This is a genomic window from Lysinibacillus sp. NPDC097279 (genome assembly GCF_044761745.1).
In the GTDB taxonomy this organism is placed as follows: Bacteria; Bacillota; Bacilli; order Bacillales_A; family Planococcaceae; genus Lysinibacillus.
The window spans coordinates 95,723-112,366 of sequence record NZ_JBIWDA010000002.1; the positions used below are offsets into that span (position 1 = coordinate 95,723).

Below are 16,644 nucleotides of genomic sequence, written 5' to 3' on the forward strand. Positions count from 1 at the left end.
TCAAAAGGGGAAAAAGCTAAAATGTATCGACAGTGGGAAAGCTCATAGCTGACACTAAAAACGCAAAACCTGTTTTAATAAGGTTTTGCGTTTTAAAGCGTTGATTTCCACTCCAGGCGTGCGCTTTCCGCGGGCACAGCGTAAGCCGCAACCCTCGCTAGCGCGCGGCTTGTTGCGTCTTACGTATTGTGCGTTCCCGCAGGAGTCGCCCGCCTTCCGCTCCAATCAACTGAGCAAGCATAGTGACAGAGAAATTTTATGTTACAACCTTCAAAAGGGGAAAAAGCTAAAATGTATCGACAGTGGGAAAGCTCATAGCTGACACTAAAAACGCAAAACCTGTTTTAATAAGGTTTTGCGTTTTAGAGCGTTGATTTCCGCTCCAGGCGTGCGCTTTCCGCGGGCACAGCGTAAGCCGCAACCCTCGCTGTCGCGCGGCTTGTTGCGTCTTACGTATTGTGCGTTCCCGCAGGAGTCTACGTGAATTTTTACTTAGCAAAATTCAGAATAGTGTGTGTGCCTGGCACTCCAAGTGGTGCTTAAAATTCTTTATCCATTTGTGGTGAGGTACGATAAAAACGGAAGTTCCCTGTTTCTATTCGTGTCACCGTATTTTCTTTAATACGATCGTGACATGTATCGCACATATACGTATGAATTGGGCGATTTCGTAGTTTTTTTGCTAACGGTAAATCATCATCTAACTGGTTAATAGTATCGCAAATGACACATTTTACGCGCATCGCATTCCCTCCCTATTCCGCACGAACGGCTAATACATTTTTGATAGGGTTGTCTACATTCGAGCCGTCTCCAAATAATATATGGACAGGGCCATCTTCAGCTAAAGGTTTGCCATCTTGGCTGTATTTAAAAATTAATGTCTGTGCTTCTTCGATTGAAAATGCATGTTCTTCACCGTCTTTGCATTCAATGACGATTTTTGTCGCCTCTGGTTTAAGTTCAGCATTTTTCAGGAAATGACTTAATTCGATACCGAAAGTACCTGTTTCCATCCCTTTACGATCGAATTTACGTTCTGATTTTAAAGTTGGTGGGAAAGTAGCACCTTCCATAATTTCACGTGACCAGTGAGCACCGACTTCACGCATATATTTTGTATCCGCATCTTCCTCTACTTCTCTTGCTTGGAAGTACGTATTTAAGTCTAGTTTACGATCGTCAAAAATCCAAACAGTTGGATCTAATGTAAGCTGATACGAAACTGCACCCTTGATAGGAATAATTGTTTCCATAATAGAAATCCTCCTCAAATCTTGTATATCCATGAATTAGTATAACGCTAATACAAGGAGATAATAAAGAAATATAATTTGGATTCTTTATTTTCCAACGAAGACACTTGCATTTTTATCGACTAAAAGATAAACTTTATTAAGATAGAATCGAAGAAATATCAGATAATGGGGGCGTCCTCATGGATACGAAATCACAAACTTCCTTTCAAGAGAAGGCTTTGGAGCTTTTAGTAGCTGATGCAGATAAAATTGCTCGCCTCATTCGAGTACAAATGGATCATTTAACGATGCCACAATGCCCTTTATATGAAGAAGTATTAGATACACAAATGTTCGGCCTTTCACGTGAAATTGACTTTGCTGTGAAGCTTGGACTTATTGAACGCGATAAAGGCAAAGCAATTCTCGATTCACTCGAGAAAGAACTTTCTGTACTACATGACGCGTATACAGACAAATAAAAAGAAAAAACTCAAACGCTGCTGCGATTTGAGTTTTTTTACTAGAACGAGGTTTTCCAATGAAACAATACTTAAAACGATATGCTCAAAATTTTGATTATCCACTATTTTTTACTGTCTTGTTGTTAAGTTTATTTGGATTAGTGATGATATATAGTTCAAGTATGATGGTAGCAATTGTCCAAAAAGAACAAGCGCCTGATTATTTTTATCAAAAACAATTAATTAACTTAGCTGTCGCGTCTTTAGGATTTTTGGTAGCAGCATTTTTCCCTTATAAGCATTATGCAAATAAGAATATTATGTTGTTACTGACGATTGTATTAATTGTTCTCTTTACATGGGTAAAAGTAGCAGGTAATGGCGCAGAGGAAGTAGGCTCTCAAAGTTGGATTCATGTCCCAGGATTCGGGAATTTCCAGCCTTCTGAATATGCGAAACTATTTATAATTTTATATTTTGCAGCAGCATTTTATCGAAAATCTCAAAAATATACGTTTGAAAAGCTACAGCCAACAGAAATTTTTTATCCGATTTTCCTTTGGATTCTTGTTGTTGCGGGTGTTGCATTTGAAACAGATTTAGGTGCTGTCATTATTTTATGTGGAATTGCAGTATCTGTTGTAGCAGCAAGTGGTATTCCTTTTAAAACGTTTTGGAAGTTTTTTGGCGTATTAGGTGCATTTGGTGCAGCCATTCTTGGTATGCTTTGGCTCTTTAAGGGCGAATTATTAAAAGGAAATCGTAAAGGACGTATCGAGTCATATTTCAATCCGTTCGATTTTGAAAACGGGGTAGGTCACCAAGTTGTCAATAGTTATTATGCAATTGGTGGTGGTGGTCTAGAAGGTCGAGGACTCGGACAATCTATTCAAAAATTAGGATATTTACCTGAACCTCAAACCGACTTTATTATGGCAATAGTGATGGAGGAACTTGGTGTATGGGGCGTGCTAATCGTCTTAGGCGGTTTAGGATTTATTGTATATAAAGGTTTTTCAATTGCATTGCGAACAAAAGATCCGCTAGCACGAATGATAGCGGCAGGTATTGCGAGCTGGATAGCTTGGCAATCGTTTATTAATCTTGGGGGTGTAACCGGGTTAATCCCGTTAACCGGTGTCACGCTGCCTTTCATTAGTTATGGCGGGACATCTATAATTTTGCTATCTTTAGCTATGGGGATATTGGTCAATGTTTCCATGTTCGAAAGGGTAGAAAGAAAAAAATCACAAACATAACATAAGGGGGATACCTATGGAATCAATCAACAAAATCCTTGTAGCCAATCGGGGAGAAATTGCAATTCGAATTTTCCGTGCGTGTACGGAGCTCAACATTAACACTGTCGCTATCTATTCACGAGAAGATAGTGGGGCATTCCATCGCTTTAAAGCAGATGAAGCTTATTTAGTAGGGGCAGGTAAGAAGCCCATCGATGCGTATTTAGATATTGAGGGCATCATTGCAATTGCTAAGGATGCAGGCGTTGATGCGATTCATCCAGGGTATGGTTTTTTATCAGAAAACGTGGATTTTGCACGTCGTTGTGAGGAAGAGGGCATTTTATTCATTGGCCCAACTTCGCAGCATTTAGATATGTTTGGTGATAAAGTAAAAGCACGTGAACAAGCTATTAAAGCAAATATTCCTGTCATTCCAGGTACAGACGGTCCAGTTGCTTCTGTAGAAGAAGTACAAGCTTTTGGTGAGCAATATGGATATCCGCTTATGATTAAGGCTTCCTTAGGTGGCGGTGGGCGCGGAATGCGTGTCGTACAAACAAAGGAAGATGTGGCGTCCGCTTATGAACGTGCCAAGTCAGAGGCAAAGGCAGCGTTTGGTTCGGATGAAGTATATGTAGAAAAGTGCATTCTCCAACCAAAGCATATTGAAGTACAAATTATAGGCGATAAAATGGGCAATATTGTGCATTTATATGAGCGTGATTGCTCAATCCAACGCCGTCACCAAAAGGTGGTAGAAATCGCGCCATCAAATTCGATTTCAGAAAATTTAAGAAATAAGATTTGTGATGCTGCGGTTCAGCTAATGGAAAATGTCTCGTACATAAATGCAGGGACAGTCGAGTTTTTAGTTGCAGGCGATGATTTCTATTTCATCGAGGTTAACCCTCGCATTCAAGTAGAACATACAATTACGGAAATGATTACAGGTATCGATATTGTACATGCACAAATTAAAGTAGCAGCAGGCTACGGCTTGCATAGCGAGGAAATTCATATTCCACAACAAGCGGATATTCCGATGATTGGTTATGCAATCCAATCGCGTGTTACAACAGAAGACCCAGCGAATGACTTTATGCCAGATACAGGAAAGCTAATGGTATATCGTTCGAGCGGTGGTTTCGGTGTTCGTTTAGATGCTGGTAATGGCTTCCAAGGGGCCGTTGTCACACCGTACTATGATTCGTTGCTCGTAAAAATTTCAACTTCAGGAATGACGTTTAAGGAAGCTGCAGCGAAAATGGATCGGAACTTAAAAGAATTCCGTATTCGTGGGGTAAAAACAAATATTCCATTTTTAAATAATGTAGTAACACATAAAAATTTTATCGAAGGCACGTTTGATACAAGCTTTATCGATACAACGCCTGAATTATTTAACTTCCCAGTACGCCAAGACCGCGGAACAAAACTACTTAGCTATATTGGTAATGTGACGTTAAATGGTTTCCCTGGTGTAGAAAATAAGGCCAAGCCAATCTTTGCTCAGCCTATTAAACCGCTAGTAGATTTAAAAGGACAGCCACTATCTGGAACAAAACAAATTTTAGATGAGCAAGGTGCAGATGGGCTGAAAAAATGGATTTTAGCACAGCAAGATGTGCTATTAACGGATACAACATTCCGTGACGCACATCAATCTTTACTAGCAACACGCGTACGATCTCAAGATATGTACCAAATTGCAGATGAAACTGCACGTATGATGCATAACTTCTTCTCACTTGAAATGTGGGGAGGCGCAACGTTTGACGTAGCGTATCGTTTCTTAAAAGAAGATCCATGGGAGCGTTTAGCGAAACTGCGAGCGCAAATACCTAATGTATTGTTCCAAATGTTAGTGCGCGGGGCGAATGCTGTAGGTTATACAAACTATCCAGATAATTTAATTCGAGAGTTTATTGCTGAGTCGGCTGCATCAGGCATTGATGTATTCCGTATTTTCGATAGCTTAAACTGGATTAAAGGTATGGAAGTGGCAATTGATGCGGCAAGAGATGCAGGCAAGATTGCAGAAGCTGCAATTTGCTACACAGGAGATATTTTAGATGATGGGCGTGCGAAATACTCCGTACAGTATTACAAAGATATGGCGAAGTCTCTAGAGGCGTCAGGAGCCCATATTTTAGCGATTAAGGATATGGCTGGGTTATTGAAGCCAGAAGCCGCATATCGCCTAATTTCAGAGTTAAAAGAAGCGACAAGCCTACCTATTCATTTGCACACGCATGATACGAGTGGCAACGGAATTTATTTATATGCAAAAGCGATTGAAGCAGGGGTCGATATTTTAGATACAGCACTCGGTGCAATGGCTGGTTTAACATCACAGCCAAGTGCGAACTCATTGTATTATGCAATGAAGGGTAGCCAACGTGAAATTCGTGCCGATATTGAATCGCTTGAAAAGCTTTCTTATTACTGGGAGGATGTTCGTAAATACTATAAAGATTTCGAGAGCGGTATGATTAGTCCGCATTCTGAAATTTATGTCCATGAAATGCCAGGTGGACAATACAGTAACCTACAGCAGCAAGCTAAGGCTGTTGGGCTTGGCGATCGATGGGATGAAGTAAAACGGATGTACTCACGTGTAAACTTATTATTTGGAGACATCGTAAAAGTAACGCCATCATCGAAGGTAGTTGGAGATATGGCATTATTCATGGTGCAAAATGAGTTGAATGAAGAAACAGTTATATCAAGAGGGCAAACAATTGATTTCCCAGATTCAGTAATTGAATTATTCCAAGGATATATAGGGCAACCACATGGCGGCTTCCCAGAGGAGCTTCAAAAAGTAGTATTGAAAGAGCGCGAACCAATTACTGTTCGTCCAGGTGAACTGTTAGAGCCAGTGAACTTTGAACAGCTAGAGGAAGTATTGGCGGACAAATTAAATCGTCCTGTTACGAAGAAGGACCTACTTGCCTATGCTTTGTACCCGAAAGTATTTGAAGAGTATGCTAAAACTGTAGCGTCATTTGGTAATATTTCAGTTTTAGACACACCTACGTTCTTGTACGGTTTAAAGCTAGGGGAAGAAATTGAAGTAGAGATTGAAAAAGGTAAAACATTAATTATTAAACTAGTATCGATCGGTGAGCCACAGCATGATGGTACACGTGTTATGTACTTTGAGTTAAATGGTCAATCACGAGAACTTGTCATTCAAGATATGACAGTAGAAGTGGATGGCAGCATAGCACTAAAGGCTGACCCAAGTAATCCAAATCAAATTGGGGCGACAATGCCAGGTACTGTTTTAAAGGTCGTAGTATCTAAGGGTAGTCCTGTTAAACGTGGTGACCACTTGTTAATTACCGAAGCCATGAAAATGGAGACAACTGTACAAGCGCCAAAAGACGGTGTTGTAAAAGAGGTATATGCAAGTGCGGGCGATGCTATTTCAACAGGTGACTTATTAATTGAAATTGAATAATTAATATAGAAGAAGGTTAGTGGTGTGCTCCTATAGCACACAACTAACCTTTTTTTTATGTAAAAGAATAGTAGGAAGTGCTCAAGAAGAAATATAATCTAAATCACTATAAAAATCGTTTTAATAGTAAAAACGTTTTTACTATTATATATGAAGAAATCCACTTTTTTTAGCTTAAGGTATAAGCAGATTCATGTTTGTTGATGCTGTTGTTGTATTATTTATAGTTTCTTGTGAAAGGATTTATAGTGGGACTGGACTAAGAACCATTTATATGAAGTGTCAAAAAAGTAATATAAATTAGCTGTTTCTTAACAAAGTTCATGCATGTGAAAATTCTTTCTTTTAGATGAGTATGAAGTGGGTAAATAAAAAAAAGATTCGACAGTGCCGAATCCTTTTCCAAACGTTACTTATTTTTTTCATTATAATTGCTACGTGCTACAAGCATAATCATGTAACAAAGGAGACCAAATAATAGAGAAATGAACAATGAATGCAATAATGCTACAGTTAAATTCAATCTAGTAAGGACTACTGACATACCAGCTAAAACTTGTAAGATAACGATGATGAAAGCAATAATCCAGCCGTAATAAATAACACGTTGTTGTTTGTATTCTTTTATTACGTGCCAAGTTATGTATGTAATCCAAATGAAAATAATGATAGCTGCAAGTCGATGTCCCATTTGTACCCATTCGTACATATTGTTTGGTGAGGCAAACGGTGTTTCATTGTAGCAAAATGGCCAGTCTGGGCATACTAAACTAGAATCAGTATGTCGAACGAGTGCCCCTGTATAAACAACTAAATAAGAATAAATTGTGACAGCAATTGTATGCCAACGTAGTTTTTTCCCAATAAATACGTTATCTGCATCAAACTTTCGATCAACTTCAAATACAATCATAGAAAGAATAAGAACGGCAGCAAAAGAAATAAGTGAGATTCCAAAGTGAAGTGCTAGAATGAAGTCTCCTTGTCCCCATAGTACTTGAGCTGCTCCAATTAGTGCCTGTGCGATTAAGAAGAACATCGATAAAAAGCCTAAAAATTTTACTTCACGAATATGCCCAAGTTTCCGCCATGTCCAAATGGTTAAGACAAGAATTGAAATTGATACGACTCCTGTGACAACGCGATGCGAGAATTCGATTAATACTTCTGTTGTAATTTCTTTTGGGATAAGAGATCCATTACAATCTGGCCAGTTTCTACCGCAGCCTAAGCCACTATCTGTTTTAGTAACGAGTGCCCCGCCTAGTAAAATAAGGAGCATTCCCACTGTAGCGGCAACAGCAAACCACTTCATATACCTGTTGTGTTGCATAAAATGAGTCACCTACTTTATCTATCAATATTACATGAAAGTAATGTTTCTGCTACTAGATGATATCTAAAATACGTTTAAAAAACAACTTGTAAGGAGTAGGGAGTTTTAGATGTTGATTCCATTTCACAAATTGTTCATAATTTCGTGCTTTAACCTTCACAATTCAATTTGGAAAATGATTTACTATAGATATGTTGTTTTTAATTATATTTCTAGACAAAGCTAATTTTTACAACTTCATCTAAATTTCACTAAACGTCTAGAAATCAATCGCAAATTTCGCTATAGTTATTGTTAGCGGAATATGCTTACAAAAATGAAAGGAGAGGTAACATGTCAAACGGTCGTACGTTTTCAGCTACTAGAAATACTAAACCAGGAACTTCATCCGTTGTAAAAGATTTCTTAGCACTAATAAAAATTGGAATCGTCAACTCGAATCTTGTCACAACGTTTACAGGGATGTGGCTAGCATTTCAATTTACTGGTAGACATTTCTTGCAAGAGCTTGATGTTATAGTTTGTATCATGCTTGGTGCTGCATTAATTATTGGCGGTTCTGGTGCAATGAATAATTTCATTGATCGAGATATTGACCCTATTATGAAACGCACAAAATCAAGACCGACAGTAACAGGTAGATTTAAGCTGAACTTTGTATTGACTATTGCCCTCTCATTTTTAATTGTAGGTGAAATTTTGTTATTTACGGCATCATTTGCGGCCGGCATGTGGGGACTAGTTGGAATATTCGCTTATGTTGTTCTATATTCAATATGGTCAAAGAGAAAGCATGTTAGTAACACGATCGTTGGAAGTATTTCAGGGGCGATTCCACCAGTAATTGGTTTTGCAGCAGTGGAACCTACTCTGGGCCCAGGAGCACTTGCCCTATTTCTTATCATGTTTGTATGGCAACCACCGCATTTTTATGCGCTTGCTATGAAACGTACTGAAGAATATCGTGCAGCTAATATACCAATGCTACCAGTTGTAAAAGGTTTTAAACGAACGAAGTACTCAATGTTTTTCTGGATTCTTTTATTATTACCGTTACCGTTCCTTTTACCTGAGCTTGGAACTGGATTCTTAGTGCTTGCGACTACTTTGAACGTAGGCTGGTTATTACTAGCTTTAAAGGGCTTTACCACAAAAGACGATATGAAGTGGGCAAATAAAATGTTTATTTATTCATTGAATCATATGACCATACTATTTGTGGCTATCATAATATTTGCGGTATTCAGCTAATTTGGAATTCTTTCTTTCACAAGAATTCATATAGATAGAACCAATGTCCTAGGTACACATGAAAATACAACAAAGAAAGAGGGGTTTAATTAAGCTATGATGAAAGGGCTTAAAAAGTGGCGTCTTTTTTCACTTCTAGCAGTGATGATGGTTTTCCTTTCGGGTTGTGGTGAAGAATATATTTCTGCACTAAAACCATCTGGTCAAGTAGGTAAAGAACAATTTAACCTATTAATGTTGGCTACTGGAATTATGACGTTAGTTGTAGTAATAGTATCTGTAATCTATTTACTTGCATTCTTAAAATTCCGCCGTTCAAAAGTAGGCGAAAATGTTATTCCTAAGCAAGTAGAAGGTAGTCACACACTTGAAGTAATTTGGACAGTTATTCCAATTATTTTATTATTAATTTTAGCTGTACCGGTTGTTACTGCTACTTATAAATTTGCAGATGTTGCTGCAATGGATGAAGTAGATGCAGAAGGTAACAAAACGGCCCTAACAGTAAATGTAACGGCAAAATTATACTGGTGGGAGTTCGAATATCCTAACCAAGGGATTGTAACAGCGCAAGAATTAGTAGTACCAACAGGTCAAAAAGTTTACTTTAACTTAAAAGCTGCTGATGTTAAGCACTCATTCTGGATTCCCGCGATTGGCGGTAAAATGGATACGAACGTAGAAAACTTAAACAAATTCTATTTAGTATTCGATAAAGAATCAGCAGATCTTAAAGATGGCGTATTCTATGGTAAATGTGCTGAGCTATGTGGCCCTTCACACGCACTAATGGACTTTAAAGTAAAAACAGTTAGCCCAGAAGCATTTGATGCTTGGGTAGCTAGCATGAAAGCAACTGAAGGACAAACTGCTTCAAAAGATTCAACAGATCTTGGTGAAGCAACATTTGCTAACAGCTGTTTAGCTTGTCACGCTGTATCAGGCGTAGGCGGTACAGGTGGAGTAGGTCCTAACTTAACTACATTTGGTGACCGTAACCGTGTTGCAGGTTTCTTAGAGCATACTGAAGAAAACGTACAAGCATGGATTAAAAACCCAGGTGAATATAAACCAGGTAACTTAATGATGAATCCAGATGGTACTGCACCTATCTATGGCGATTTATCTGAAGAAGAAATTCAAGCTCTTGCAACTTACATCATGGGCTTATCAGTAGAGAAATAATTTTTCGTTTATGTAACAAACTTTGAGGGAGGTAAAAGTTGTGAGCTCATATACACAGAAAAAGGGCTTTGGAGCAGCTGTCTGGGATTACATTACAACTGTTGACCATAAAAAGTTAGCAATAATGTATTTATTAGCCGGTACATTGTTCTTCGCTATCGCTGGTTTTGAAGCGTTATTAATGCGTATTCAGTTAATGAAACCAAATAACGATTTCGTTTCAGCTGGTTTTTTCAATGAATTATTAACGATGCACGGAACGACAATGTTATTCCTTGCCGCGACACCATTACTATTCGCATTTATGAACATGCTTGTACCATTACAAATTGGTGCACGTGACGTTGCATTCCCATTCCTTAACTCTTTAGGGTTCTGGTTGTTCTTCCTAGGTGCAGTATTCCTTCACCTATCATTCTTTATGGGTGGCGCACCTGATGCGGGCTGGACATCTTATGCATCATTATCTTTATATTCTCCAGGACATGGTATTGACTTCTATGTACTTGGTTTACAAATTTCAGGGGCGGGTACGTTAATTTCAGGTCTTAACTTTATCGTAACGATTATTACAATGCGTGCTCCTGGTATGACATTTATGCGTATGCCATTATTCACTTGGACGGCTCTAGTATCAAGTGCGTTAATCTTATTCGCATTCCCTCCATTAACAATTGGTTTATTAATGATGTTATTTGACCGTATGTTCGGTGGTAACTTCTTTGACCATACAATGGGTGGTAACACAGTAATTTGGGAACACTTATTCTGGATCTTCGGACACCCAGAAGTTTACATTTTAGTATTACCTGCTTTCGGTTTATTCTCGGAAATTATTCCAGCATTCTCTCGTAAGCGTCTGTTCGGATACTCTTCAATGGTATTCGCAACAATTTTAATTGGTTTCCTAGGCTTCATGGTTTGGGCTCACCACATGTTCACAACTGGTCTTGGGCCAACTGCAAACGCAATTTTCGCTGTTGCAACAATGGCAATTGCCGTTCCAACAGGTATGAAAGTATTCAACTGGATCTTAACGATTTGGGGTGGATCTATTAAAGTTACGACACCAATGCTATATGCACTTGGTTTCATCCCGTCATTCGTTGCGGGTGGTGTTACTGGGGTAATGCAAGCATCTGCTCCACTTGACTACCAATTACACGATTCTTACTTTATCGTTGCTCACTTCCACTACGTAATCGTTGGTGGTATCGTAACTGCTTTATTCGGTTCAGCGCACTTCTACTGGCCAATTTTCTTCAACCGTATGTTAAACGAAGCGCTTGGTAAATTGACTTTCTGGGTATTCTTTATCGGATTCCATTTAACATTCTTCGTACAACACTTCTTAGGTTTAATGGGTATGCCACGTCGCGTATTCACTTACATGGAAGGTCAAGGTTGGGATCAGTTCAACTATATTTCTACAATCGGTGCATTGATGATGGGTGTTGGGGTTATCTTAATGGTAATTAACTGCTTAATGTCTATCAAAGGTAAACCGGCAGGTCGCGATCCATGGGGCGATGGACGTACTTTAGAATGGTCAATTCCACAACCAATTCCATTCTATAACTTCCGTCAAACACCACTTGTTCGTGGTCTTGATCCATGGTGGATTGAAAAGCAAGAAGGTAATAAAGATGTTACATTTGCTGAGCCATTAGGTGATATTCATATGCCAAACAACTCTGCAATTCCATTTGTAATTTCTTTAGGTATGTTTATCGCAGCATTCGGTGCGCTTTATAATCCAGATGCAGATAAACCATGGTCAATTTACATTTTAATTATTGGTCTTGTTATTACATTTGGTGCGATGATTTTCCGTTCTGTTAAGGACGATCATGGCTTCCACTTACACAAAGAAGACATTCTTGAAATTGAAGAACAACTTTACGGTAAAGGAGGAAATAAATAATGGATATCAATACTAAATTTACTCCTCATACTTGGCCAGATCATCCTGAACAAGCAACGATGGAAGGAAAAAATAAAGTCGTTGGTTTCTGGATTTTCCTTGCCTGTGAAGTTGTACTTTTCGCAAGTTTATTTGCGACTTACTTAGCACTTAAGAACAAAGGGCCAGCTGGCATGGAGTTCACAACACAAGGTTTATTTGAATTACCATTAGCATTTGCAATGACGATGTTACTATTAACGTCTTCACTGACATCAGTTTATGCAATCTACCATATGCGTAACTTTAATTACAAAGGTATGCAAACTTGGTTAGCAATTACGTTACTTTTAGGTCTTGGCTTCCTTGCCCTAGAAATTTATGAGTTCCAACACTATGTGCACCTTGGTTTCACATTTAACCAATCTGCATTCGCAACTTCGTTCTATACGCTAGTAGGTACACACGGTTTCCACGTAACTTTAGGTTTAGTATGGATTACGACTTTACTTGTTCGTAACGCTAAACGTGGTCTTAACTTGTACAATGCGCCTAAATTCTTTGTGGCTGCATTATACTGGCACTTTATCGACGTTGTTTGGGTATTTATCTTTACAGTAGTATACTTGATGGGAGTGATCGGATAATGTCATCACACGATACACCTGTAGTTGCTAAGTCTCAAGCTCAATTCGAGTATGATCGTCATCATAATGCCGTTCATATGCGTAAACAAGTAATCAACTTTGCGATCATGATTTTCTTAACGTTTGTCGCGTTCGCTGTCGTTGCTGCTGGTTTTTCTAAATACTTAATAGCTCCATTTGTATTATTGCTTGCAGGCGTTCAAGTTGTTCTTCAACTTTATGCTTTCATGCACTTAGAAGACAAAAAAACACACTTCGGTGGTGTTATTGGATTCTTTATGTGGATGGGGATATTAATCGCATTTACATTCTTCTTAGCATTTTTAACAATTATTTGGTGGTAATCACCAAAAAAGCATGTTCTCTGCTCTTCGCAGAGACGTGCTTTTTTTCTTTTGCTAATAGAATGTAGTGCTGGTAAATTGTTCACCGTTCGTTCATTGCAGTATAGCTGTAAGCGTTTTATAATAGGAGTACTGAGTTTTCATTATGTCTCTGTTTAATTGTGCCCGTTTTTATTGTGCTAACGCTAAAAAAACACGACATTCGCTAGAGGCTTAACTTTATTTTGTAGAAGTTTGTATCCAAGATAAGTAAAACATTTTGGTATGCATCACTCGCTTAAGGCGTTAGGAATGTATGCTGGAAAAAGTTAAAGGAGCGCTTATTGTATGCCACTTAGTATATTTGGTTTCCAAGCTTTATGGAGCCCGTATTTAATAGGGGTTCTCGTTTTTATAACAGCAATTTACTTTTTAGTGACAACGAAATGGCGTAAAGATTTTAAAGTAAGTGAGCCATTGAAAAAAAGTGAAGCAATTTATTTTGTATTGGCAATGATTACGATTTATATTATTAAAGGTTCTCCGATTGATTTAATGGCCCATATTATGTTTACAATGCATATGGTCCAAATGGCGATTCTTTTATTGCTTGTGCCAATATTCTTAATTAAAGGTATTCCATGGTGGGTGTGGAAAGTTGCTATTGAAGCGCCTGTTGTCAAACCTTTATTTAAAGTGTTAACATTACCAGTGGTTGCGATATTTGTTTTTATAGGTTTATTTTCTATCTACCATTTACCATCAGTATTAGATTACATTAAATTAAACGAAACATTACATGGTACTTATACATTTGTATTATTTGTTTCTTCTGTTTTAATGTACTGGCCTCTAATTCAAAAAATACCAGATAGTGATGAAATGAAACCTTTGCATAAATTAGCGTATATTATTGCCAATGCTGTTTTAATTACACCTGCATGTGCATTAATTATTTTTGCGCCTAACGCTATGTATGAAACATATACGAGTGGTGAAGCTTGGCTCAAAGCAATGGAGCTATGTGTACCAGCCTCAACTTTATCGGGCTTGTCTTTATCTGGACCAGAGTTATTTACAGATATGAAGCCTGCTGCGGATCAGCAACTTGGTGGTGTTCTTATGAAAATCTTACAAGAGCTTATTTTTGGTGTTTTAATCGGCGCTATTTTTACAAAATGGTATCGTTCTGAGCAAAAGGACCCTGATAAAATTACTGCCGATGCATTAAAGGCACACCAACAGAAATGGGAAAGAGAACATCAACATCAGCTGTAATAATTGAAATTTATTTTGTATAAGGGGTTTTGTGAATGGAATTGCAAATTTTGCCTACTATTAGTACATCATTTATTGTAATAAGTGCTGTACTTGTAGCAATTGGTTGGGGCTTAATTATAAAGGGAAAAGTAGAAGCACATAAAAAGGTTATGTTAGCTGCTGGTGTTGCTGCACTTTGCTTCTTTATCATCTACGCTTCACGTACGGTCTTTATTGGTAATACAGCTTTTGGTGGCGGTGAGGATTTAAAACCTTACTATACATTCTTTTTAATTTTCCACATTACATTAGCAACGGCTGGAGCTGTGTTTGGACTAGTTAGTATTATTTCAGGTTTAAAAACAAACATTAAGCTTCATAAGCGAATTGGGCCAATTACAAGTATTATTTGGTTCTTTGTAGCCGTAACAGGTGTTATGGTGTACATGTTACTGTATATATTATTTGAGCCAGGCGAAACAACGTCTGTTATTAAAGCGATTTTAGGATTTTAACATAAAAATCTCCCTCCTTACTCTTGAGAAGGTGGGAGATTTTTTGTAGAAGGCTGATTAAATAAAGAAAGAGCAACGACAACGAGTAGAGGGCCGATTAAAATACCGAGAAAACCAAATATTTTAAAGCCGATAAACATTGCGATAAAAGTGGAGAGCGAAGAAAGACCAATTTTATCACCAATAATTTTTGGCTCAATCATTCGACGTATTAAAAATAGGATGACTGTCAGTACAACTAAGGCAATAGCAAAGACGTAATCACCAGTAAATGCTTTGTAAATTGCCCAAGGTAACAGTAAAATAAATGAGTCTAAAAAGGGAATAATATCTAAGACGACAATTAAAAGTGCTAATATAAAGGGAAATGGTGTTTTTAATAAAAAAAACGATATTAAGGCGACCGCAAATATACAAATTCCAACAAGTAATTGAGCTTTTATAAAGCCGAATAAGGCCACTTTAACACGCTCTCCGATAAAAAGGATTTTTTGATGGTAATGAAAAGGGATTGGTGCCAATAGTCTTTGGTTGATGGATGGTAAATCTAAAAGTAGCATATATAGCACTATCCAATACACGAAAATATCAAATAATAGAGATGGTATATAGGAGAGTAACGACGACCAATCATTAATATTTGTTAAGGAAAGTGCAAATTTTTCAATGGAAGATAGCCCTCGTCCAATCATTACTTGAATTTGTGCCACAAGATCTAAAGGTAAATGGTACGTATAATTGGCTAGCTTGGATTGGATTTGAATCCATAGTGCTGACAATTGGTTAAGATAATCTGGAATATGAATAATAAATGATGAAAATTGTTTCCAGCTTATATAGCCAATGAGAATACATAATAGTAATGTTATACAAAAAAAGAAAACTAAAAAAATTGAGACGATGATTTTACGCTTTTTTCGAAATCGTTCGCTCATTCGAATAATGAAAGGCTCTAATAATAGTGCGGTTACATAGGCAAGAAGTATAGGAAAAGATAAGGATAAAAACCAAAGTAAAATTAATCCTATAGCGATAACGATTATAGGATGGCGAAAAAAGGGTCTTTTAAAAAATTCTATCAAGTATCTCACCTACATCATTTGAAAGATATAGTTAGTATGAGAAGAAAAAATTTTTTTACTCAAAATAAAAAAGACTGGACCACCAGTCTTTTCTTAATAATCATACATATACATTTTTATGACAGCTTGCATTTTAGCAGCAAGTAAACATGAACTTAATTAATGTAGCATCAATGCCATCGTTTTAGGTCATGAATATGCAAAGACATTGGCTTAAGCGTTAACAGTTTCCAACGCTTTTTTGTTAGAAGGAGACTCAACTACGAATGCTTCTAAGTCTAATCTTACTTTTTTTAAGATTTCATCACATTTTTTTACAAGATGAGCTGGGAACACTTCATCGTCACCATACTCAACACCATGTGGATAGTAGTATTTACCAAGAGCTGGTTTCATTAATGTAAGGACAGCATCGTGTGCACCAACATCACCTGATTGCGCATATGCGAATACGCGTAGGTAGTAACGGCCTTCACGAGTATCGAAACGACGGTCGAAAGTCATGCGTTCGTAATCCCAAGCACCGTCACATTCTAATCCATTATTTTTCATAATGTTTTCAATTAGTTCTTGGTCAGCTGTTAAATTTTCAAGGTTAGTATTCTCAAAATACATCTAATAATCCTCCTTTAGCTTTTCGTACAAAGTATACGCTCATTTTTATAATAGAGCATATTTGACATTGTTGCAATGACAACATTGTGTCAAGACGTTTACAATTGATATAATA

The 16,644-nt window shown here is 37.6% G+C and carries 15 protein-coding genes; 10 read left to right on the forward strand and 5 right to left on the reverse strand.

Going from position 1 to position 16,644, the window contains the following annotated elements:
• Positions 1-539: 539 nt before the first annotated feature.
• Together ACIQ1H_RS10570 and ACIQ1H_RS10575 are read right to left on the reverse strand one after the other, a co-directional pair.
• Positions 540-743, reverse strand: a complete 204-nt coding sequence (locus ACIQ1H_RS10570) for a YlaI family protein (RefSeq protein ID WP_173477893.1) — start codon at positions 741-743, stop codon at positions 540-542.
• 12 nt (positions 744-755) lie between these two features.
• Positions 756-1,256 (reverse strand): molybdopterin-binding protein, encoded by a 501-nt coding sequence (locus tag ACIQ1H_RS10575; protein WP_173477892.1) that lies wholly within the window; start codon positions 1,254-1,256, stop codon positions 756-758.
• A 182-nt stretch (positions 1,257-1,438) separates the two neighbouring features.
• Between ACIQ1H_RS10575 and ACIQ1H_RS10580 the strand changes: the two genes are divergently transcribed.
• From ACIQ1H_RS10580 to pyc, 3 genes are read left to right on the forward strand one after another with little or no spacing between them, the layout of a single operon-like run.
• Positions 1,439-1,720, forward strand: a complete 282-nt coding sequence (locus tag ACIQ1H_RS10580) for an Fpa/YlaN family protein (protein ID WP_173477891.1) — start codon at positions 1,439-1,441, stop codon at positions 1,718-1,720.
• 59 nt (positions 1,721-1,779) lie between these two features.
• Positions 1,780-2,961 (forward strand): FtsW/RodA/SpoVE family cell cycle protein, encoded by a 1,182-nt coding sequence (locus ACIQ1H_RS10585; RefSeq protein ID WP_173477890.1) that lies wholly within the window; start codon positions 1,780-1,782, stop codon positions 2,959-2,961.
• Between the two features lie 16 nt (positions 2,962-2,977).
• Positions 2,978-6,412: a pyruvate carboxylase gene (gene pyc, locus ACIQ1H_RS10590; RefSeq protein WP_402888700.1), complete on the forward strand. Its 3,435-nt coding sequence runs from the start codon at positions 2,978-2,980 to the stop codon at positions 6,410-6,412.
• 409 nt (positions 6,413-6,821) lie between these two features.
• Here the strand turns inward: pyc and ACIQ1H_RS10595 are convergent, their stop codons facing one another.
• Positions 6,822-7,745, reverse strand: coding sequence for a COX15/CtaA family protein (locus ACIQ1H_RS10595; RefSeq protein WP_173477888.1), 924 nt, complete (start codon positions 7,743-7,745; stop codon positions 6,822-6,824).
• Positions 7,746-8,081: 336 nt separating this feature from the next.
• On the opposite strand from ACIQ1H_RS10595, the gene cyoE reads away from it, so the two are divergent.
• The 7 genes from cyoE to ACIQ1H_RS10630 all read left to right on the forward strand — a co-directional run bounded on the left by cyoE (position 8,082) and on the right by ACIQ1H_RS10630 (position 14,832).
• On the forward strand, positions 8,082-8,999 hold the full coding sequence (gene cyoE / locus ACIQ1H_RS10600) for a heme o synthase (RefSeq protein WP_402888702.1): 918 nt from the start codon (positions 8,082-8,084) through the stop codon (positions 8,997-8,999).
• Positions 9,000-9,095: 96 nt separating this feature from the next.
• Entirely contained in the window at positions 9,096-10,184 is a 1,089-nt protein-coding gene (gene coxB / locus ACIQ1H_RS10605) for a cytochrome c oxidase subunit II (protein ID WP_173477886.1), read from the forward strand.
• A 40-nt stretch (positions 10,185-10,224) separates the two neighbouring features.
• On the forward strand, positions 10,225-12,108 hold the full coding sequence (ctaD, locus tag ACIQ1H_RS10610) for a cytochrome c oxidase subunit I (protein WP_173477885.1): 1,884 nt from the start codon (positions 10,225-10,227) through the stop codon (positions 12,106-12,108).
• Positions 12,108-12,734 carry a cytochrome c oxidase subunit 3 gene (locus ACIQ1H_RS10615; protein ID WP_173477884.1) on the forward strand — a complete coding sequence of 209 codons (627 nt, stop codon included), beginning with the start codon at positions 12,108-12,110 and terminating at the stop codon, positions 12,732-12,734. Before ctaD ends, ACIQ1H_RS10615 begins: the two co-directional genes overlap by 1 nt.
• Positions 12,734-13,078, forward strand: coding sequence for a cytochrome C oxidase subunit IV family protein (locus ACIQ1H_RS10620; protein WP_402888705.1), 345 nt, complete (start codon positions 12,734-12,736; stop codon positions 13,076-13,078). Before ACIQ1H_RS10615 ends, ACIQ1H_RS10620 begins: the two co-directional genes overlap by 1 nt.
• Positions 13,079-13,405: 327 nt before the next feature.
• Entirely contained in the window at positions 13,406-14,335 is a 930-nt protein-coding gene (ctaG, locus tag ACIQ1H_RS10625; protein WP_173477882.1) for a cytochrome c oxidase assembly factor CtaG, read from the forward strand.
• A gap of 35 nt (positions 14,336-14,370) precedes the next feature.
• The gene (locus ACIQ1H_RS10630; protein ID WP_340826024.1) at positions 14,371-14,832 is read left to right on the forward strand and encodes a DUF420 domain-containing protein; all 462 of its coding nucleotides are present in this window, start codon (positions 14,371-14,373) and stop codon (positions 14,830-14,832) included.
• A 17-nt stretch (positions 14,833-14,849) separates the two neighbouring features.
• Here ACIQ1H_RS10630 and ytvI read toward each other — a convergent pair whose 3' ends face one another.
• The gene (gene ytvI / locus ACIQ1H_RS10635) at positions 14,850-15,914 is read right to left on the reverse strand and encodes a sporulation integral membrane protein YtvI (RefSeq protein WP_173477880.1); all 1,065 of its coding nucleotides are present in this window, start codon (positions 15,912-15,914) and stop codon (positions 14,850-14,852) included.
• Between the two features lie 213 nt (positions 15,915-16,127).
• Complete coding sequence (locus ACIQ1H_RS10640; protein ID WP_173477879.1) at positions 16,128-16,529, reverse strand: YugN family protein; 402 nt, start codon at positions 16,527-16,529, stop codon at positions 16,128-16,130.
• Positions 16,530-16,644: the final 115 nt, after the last annotated feature.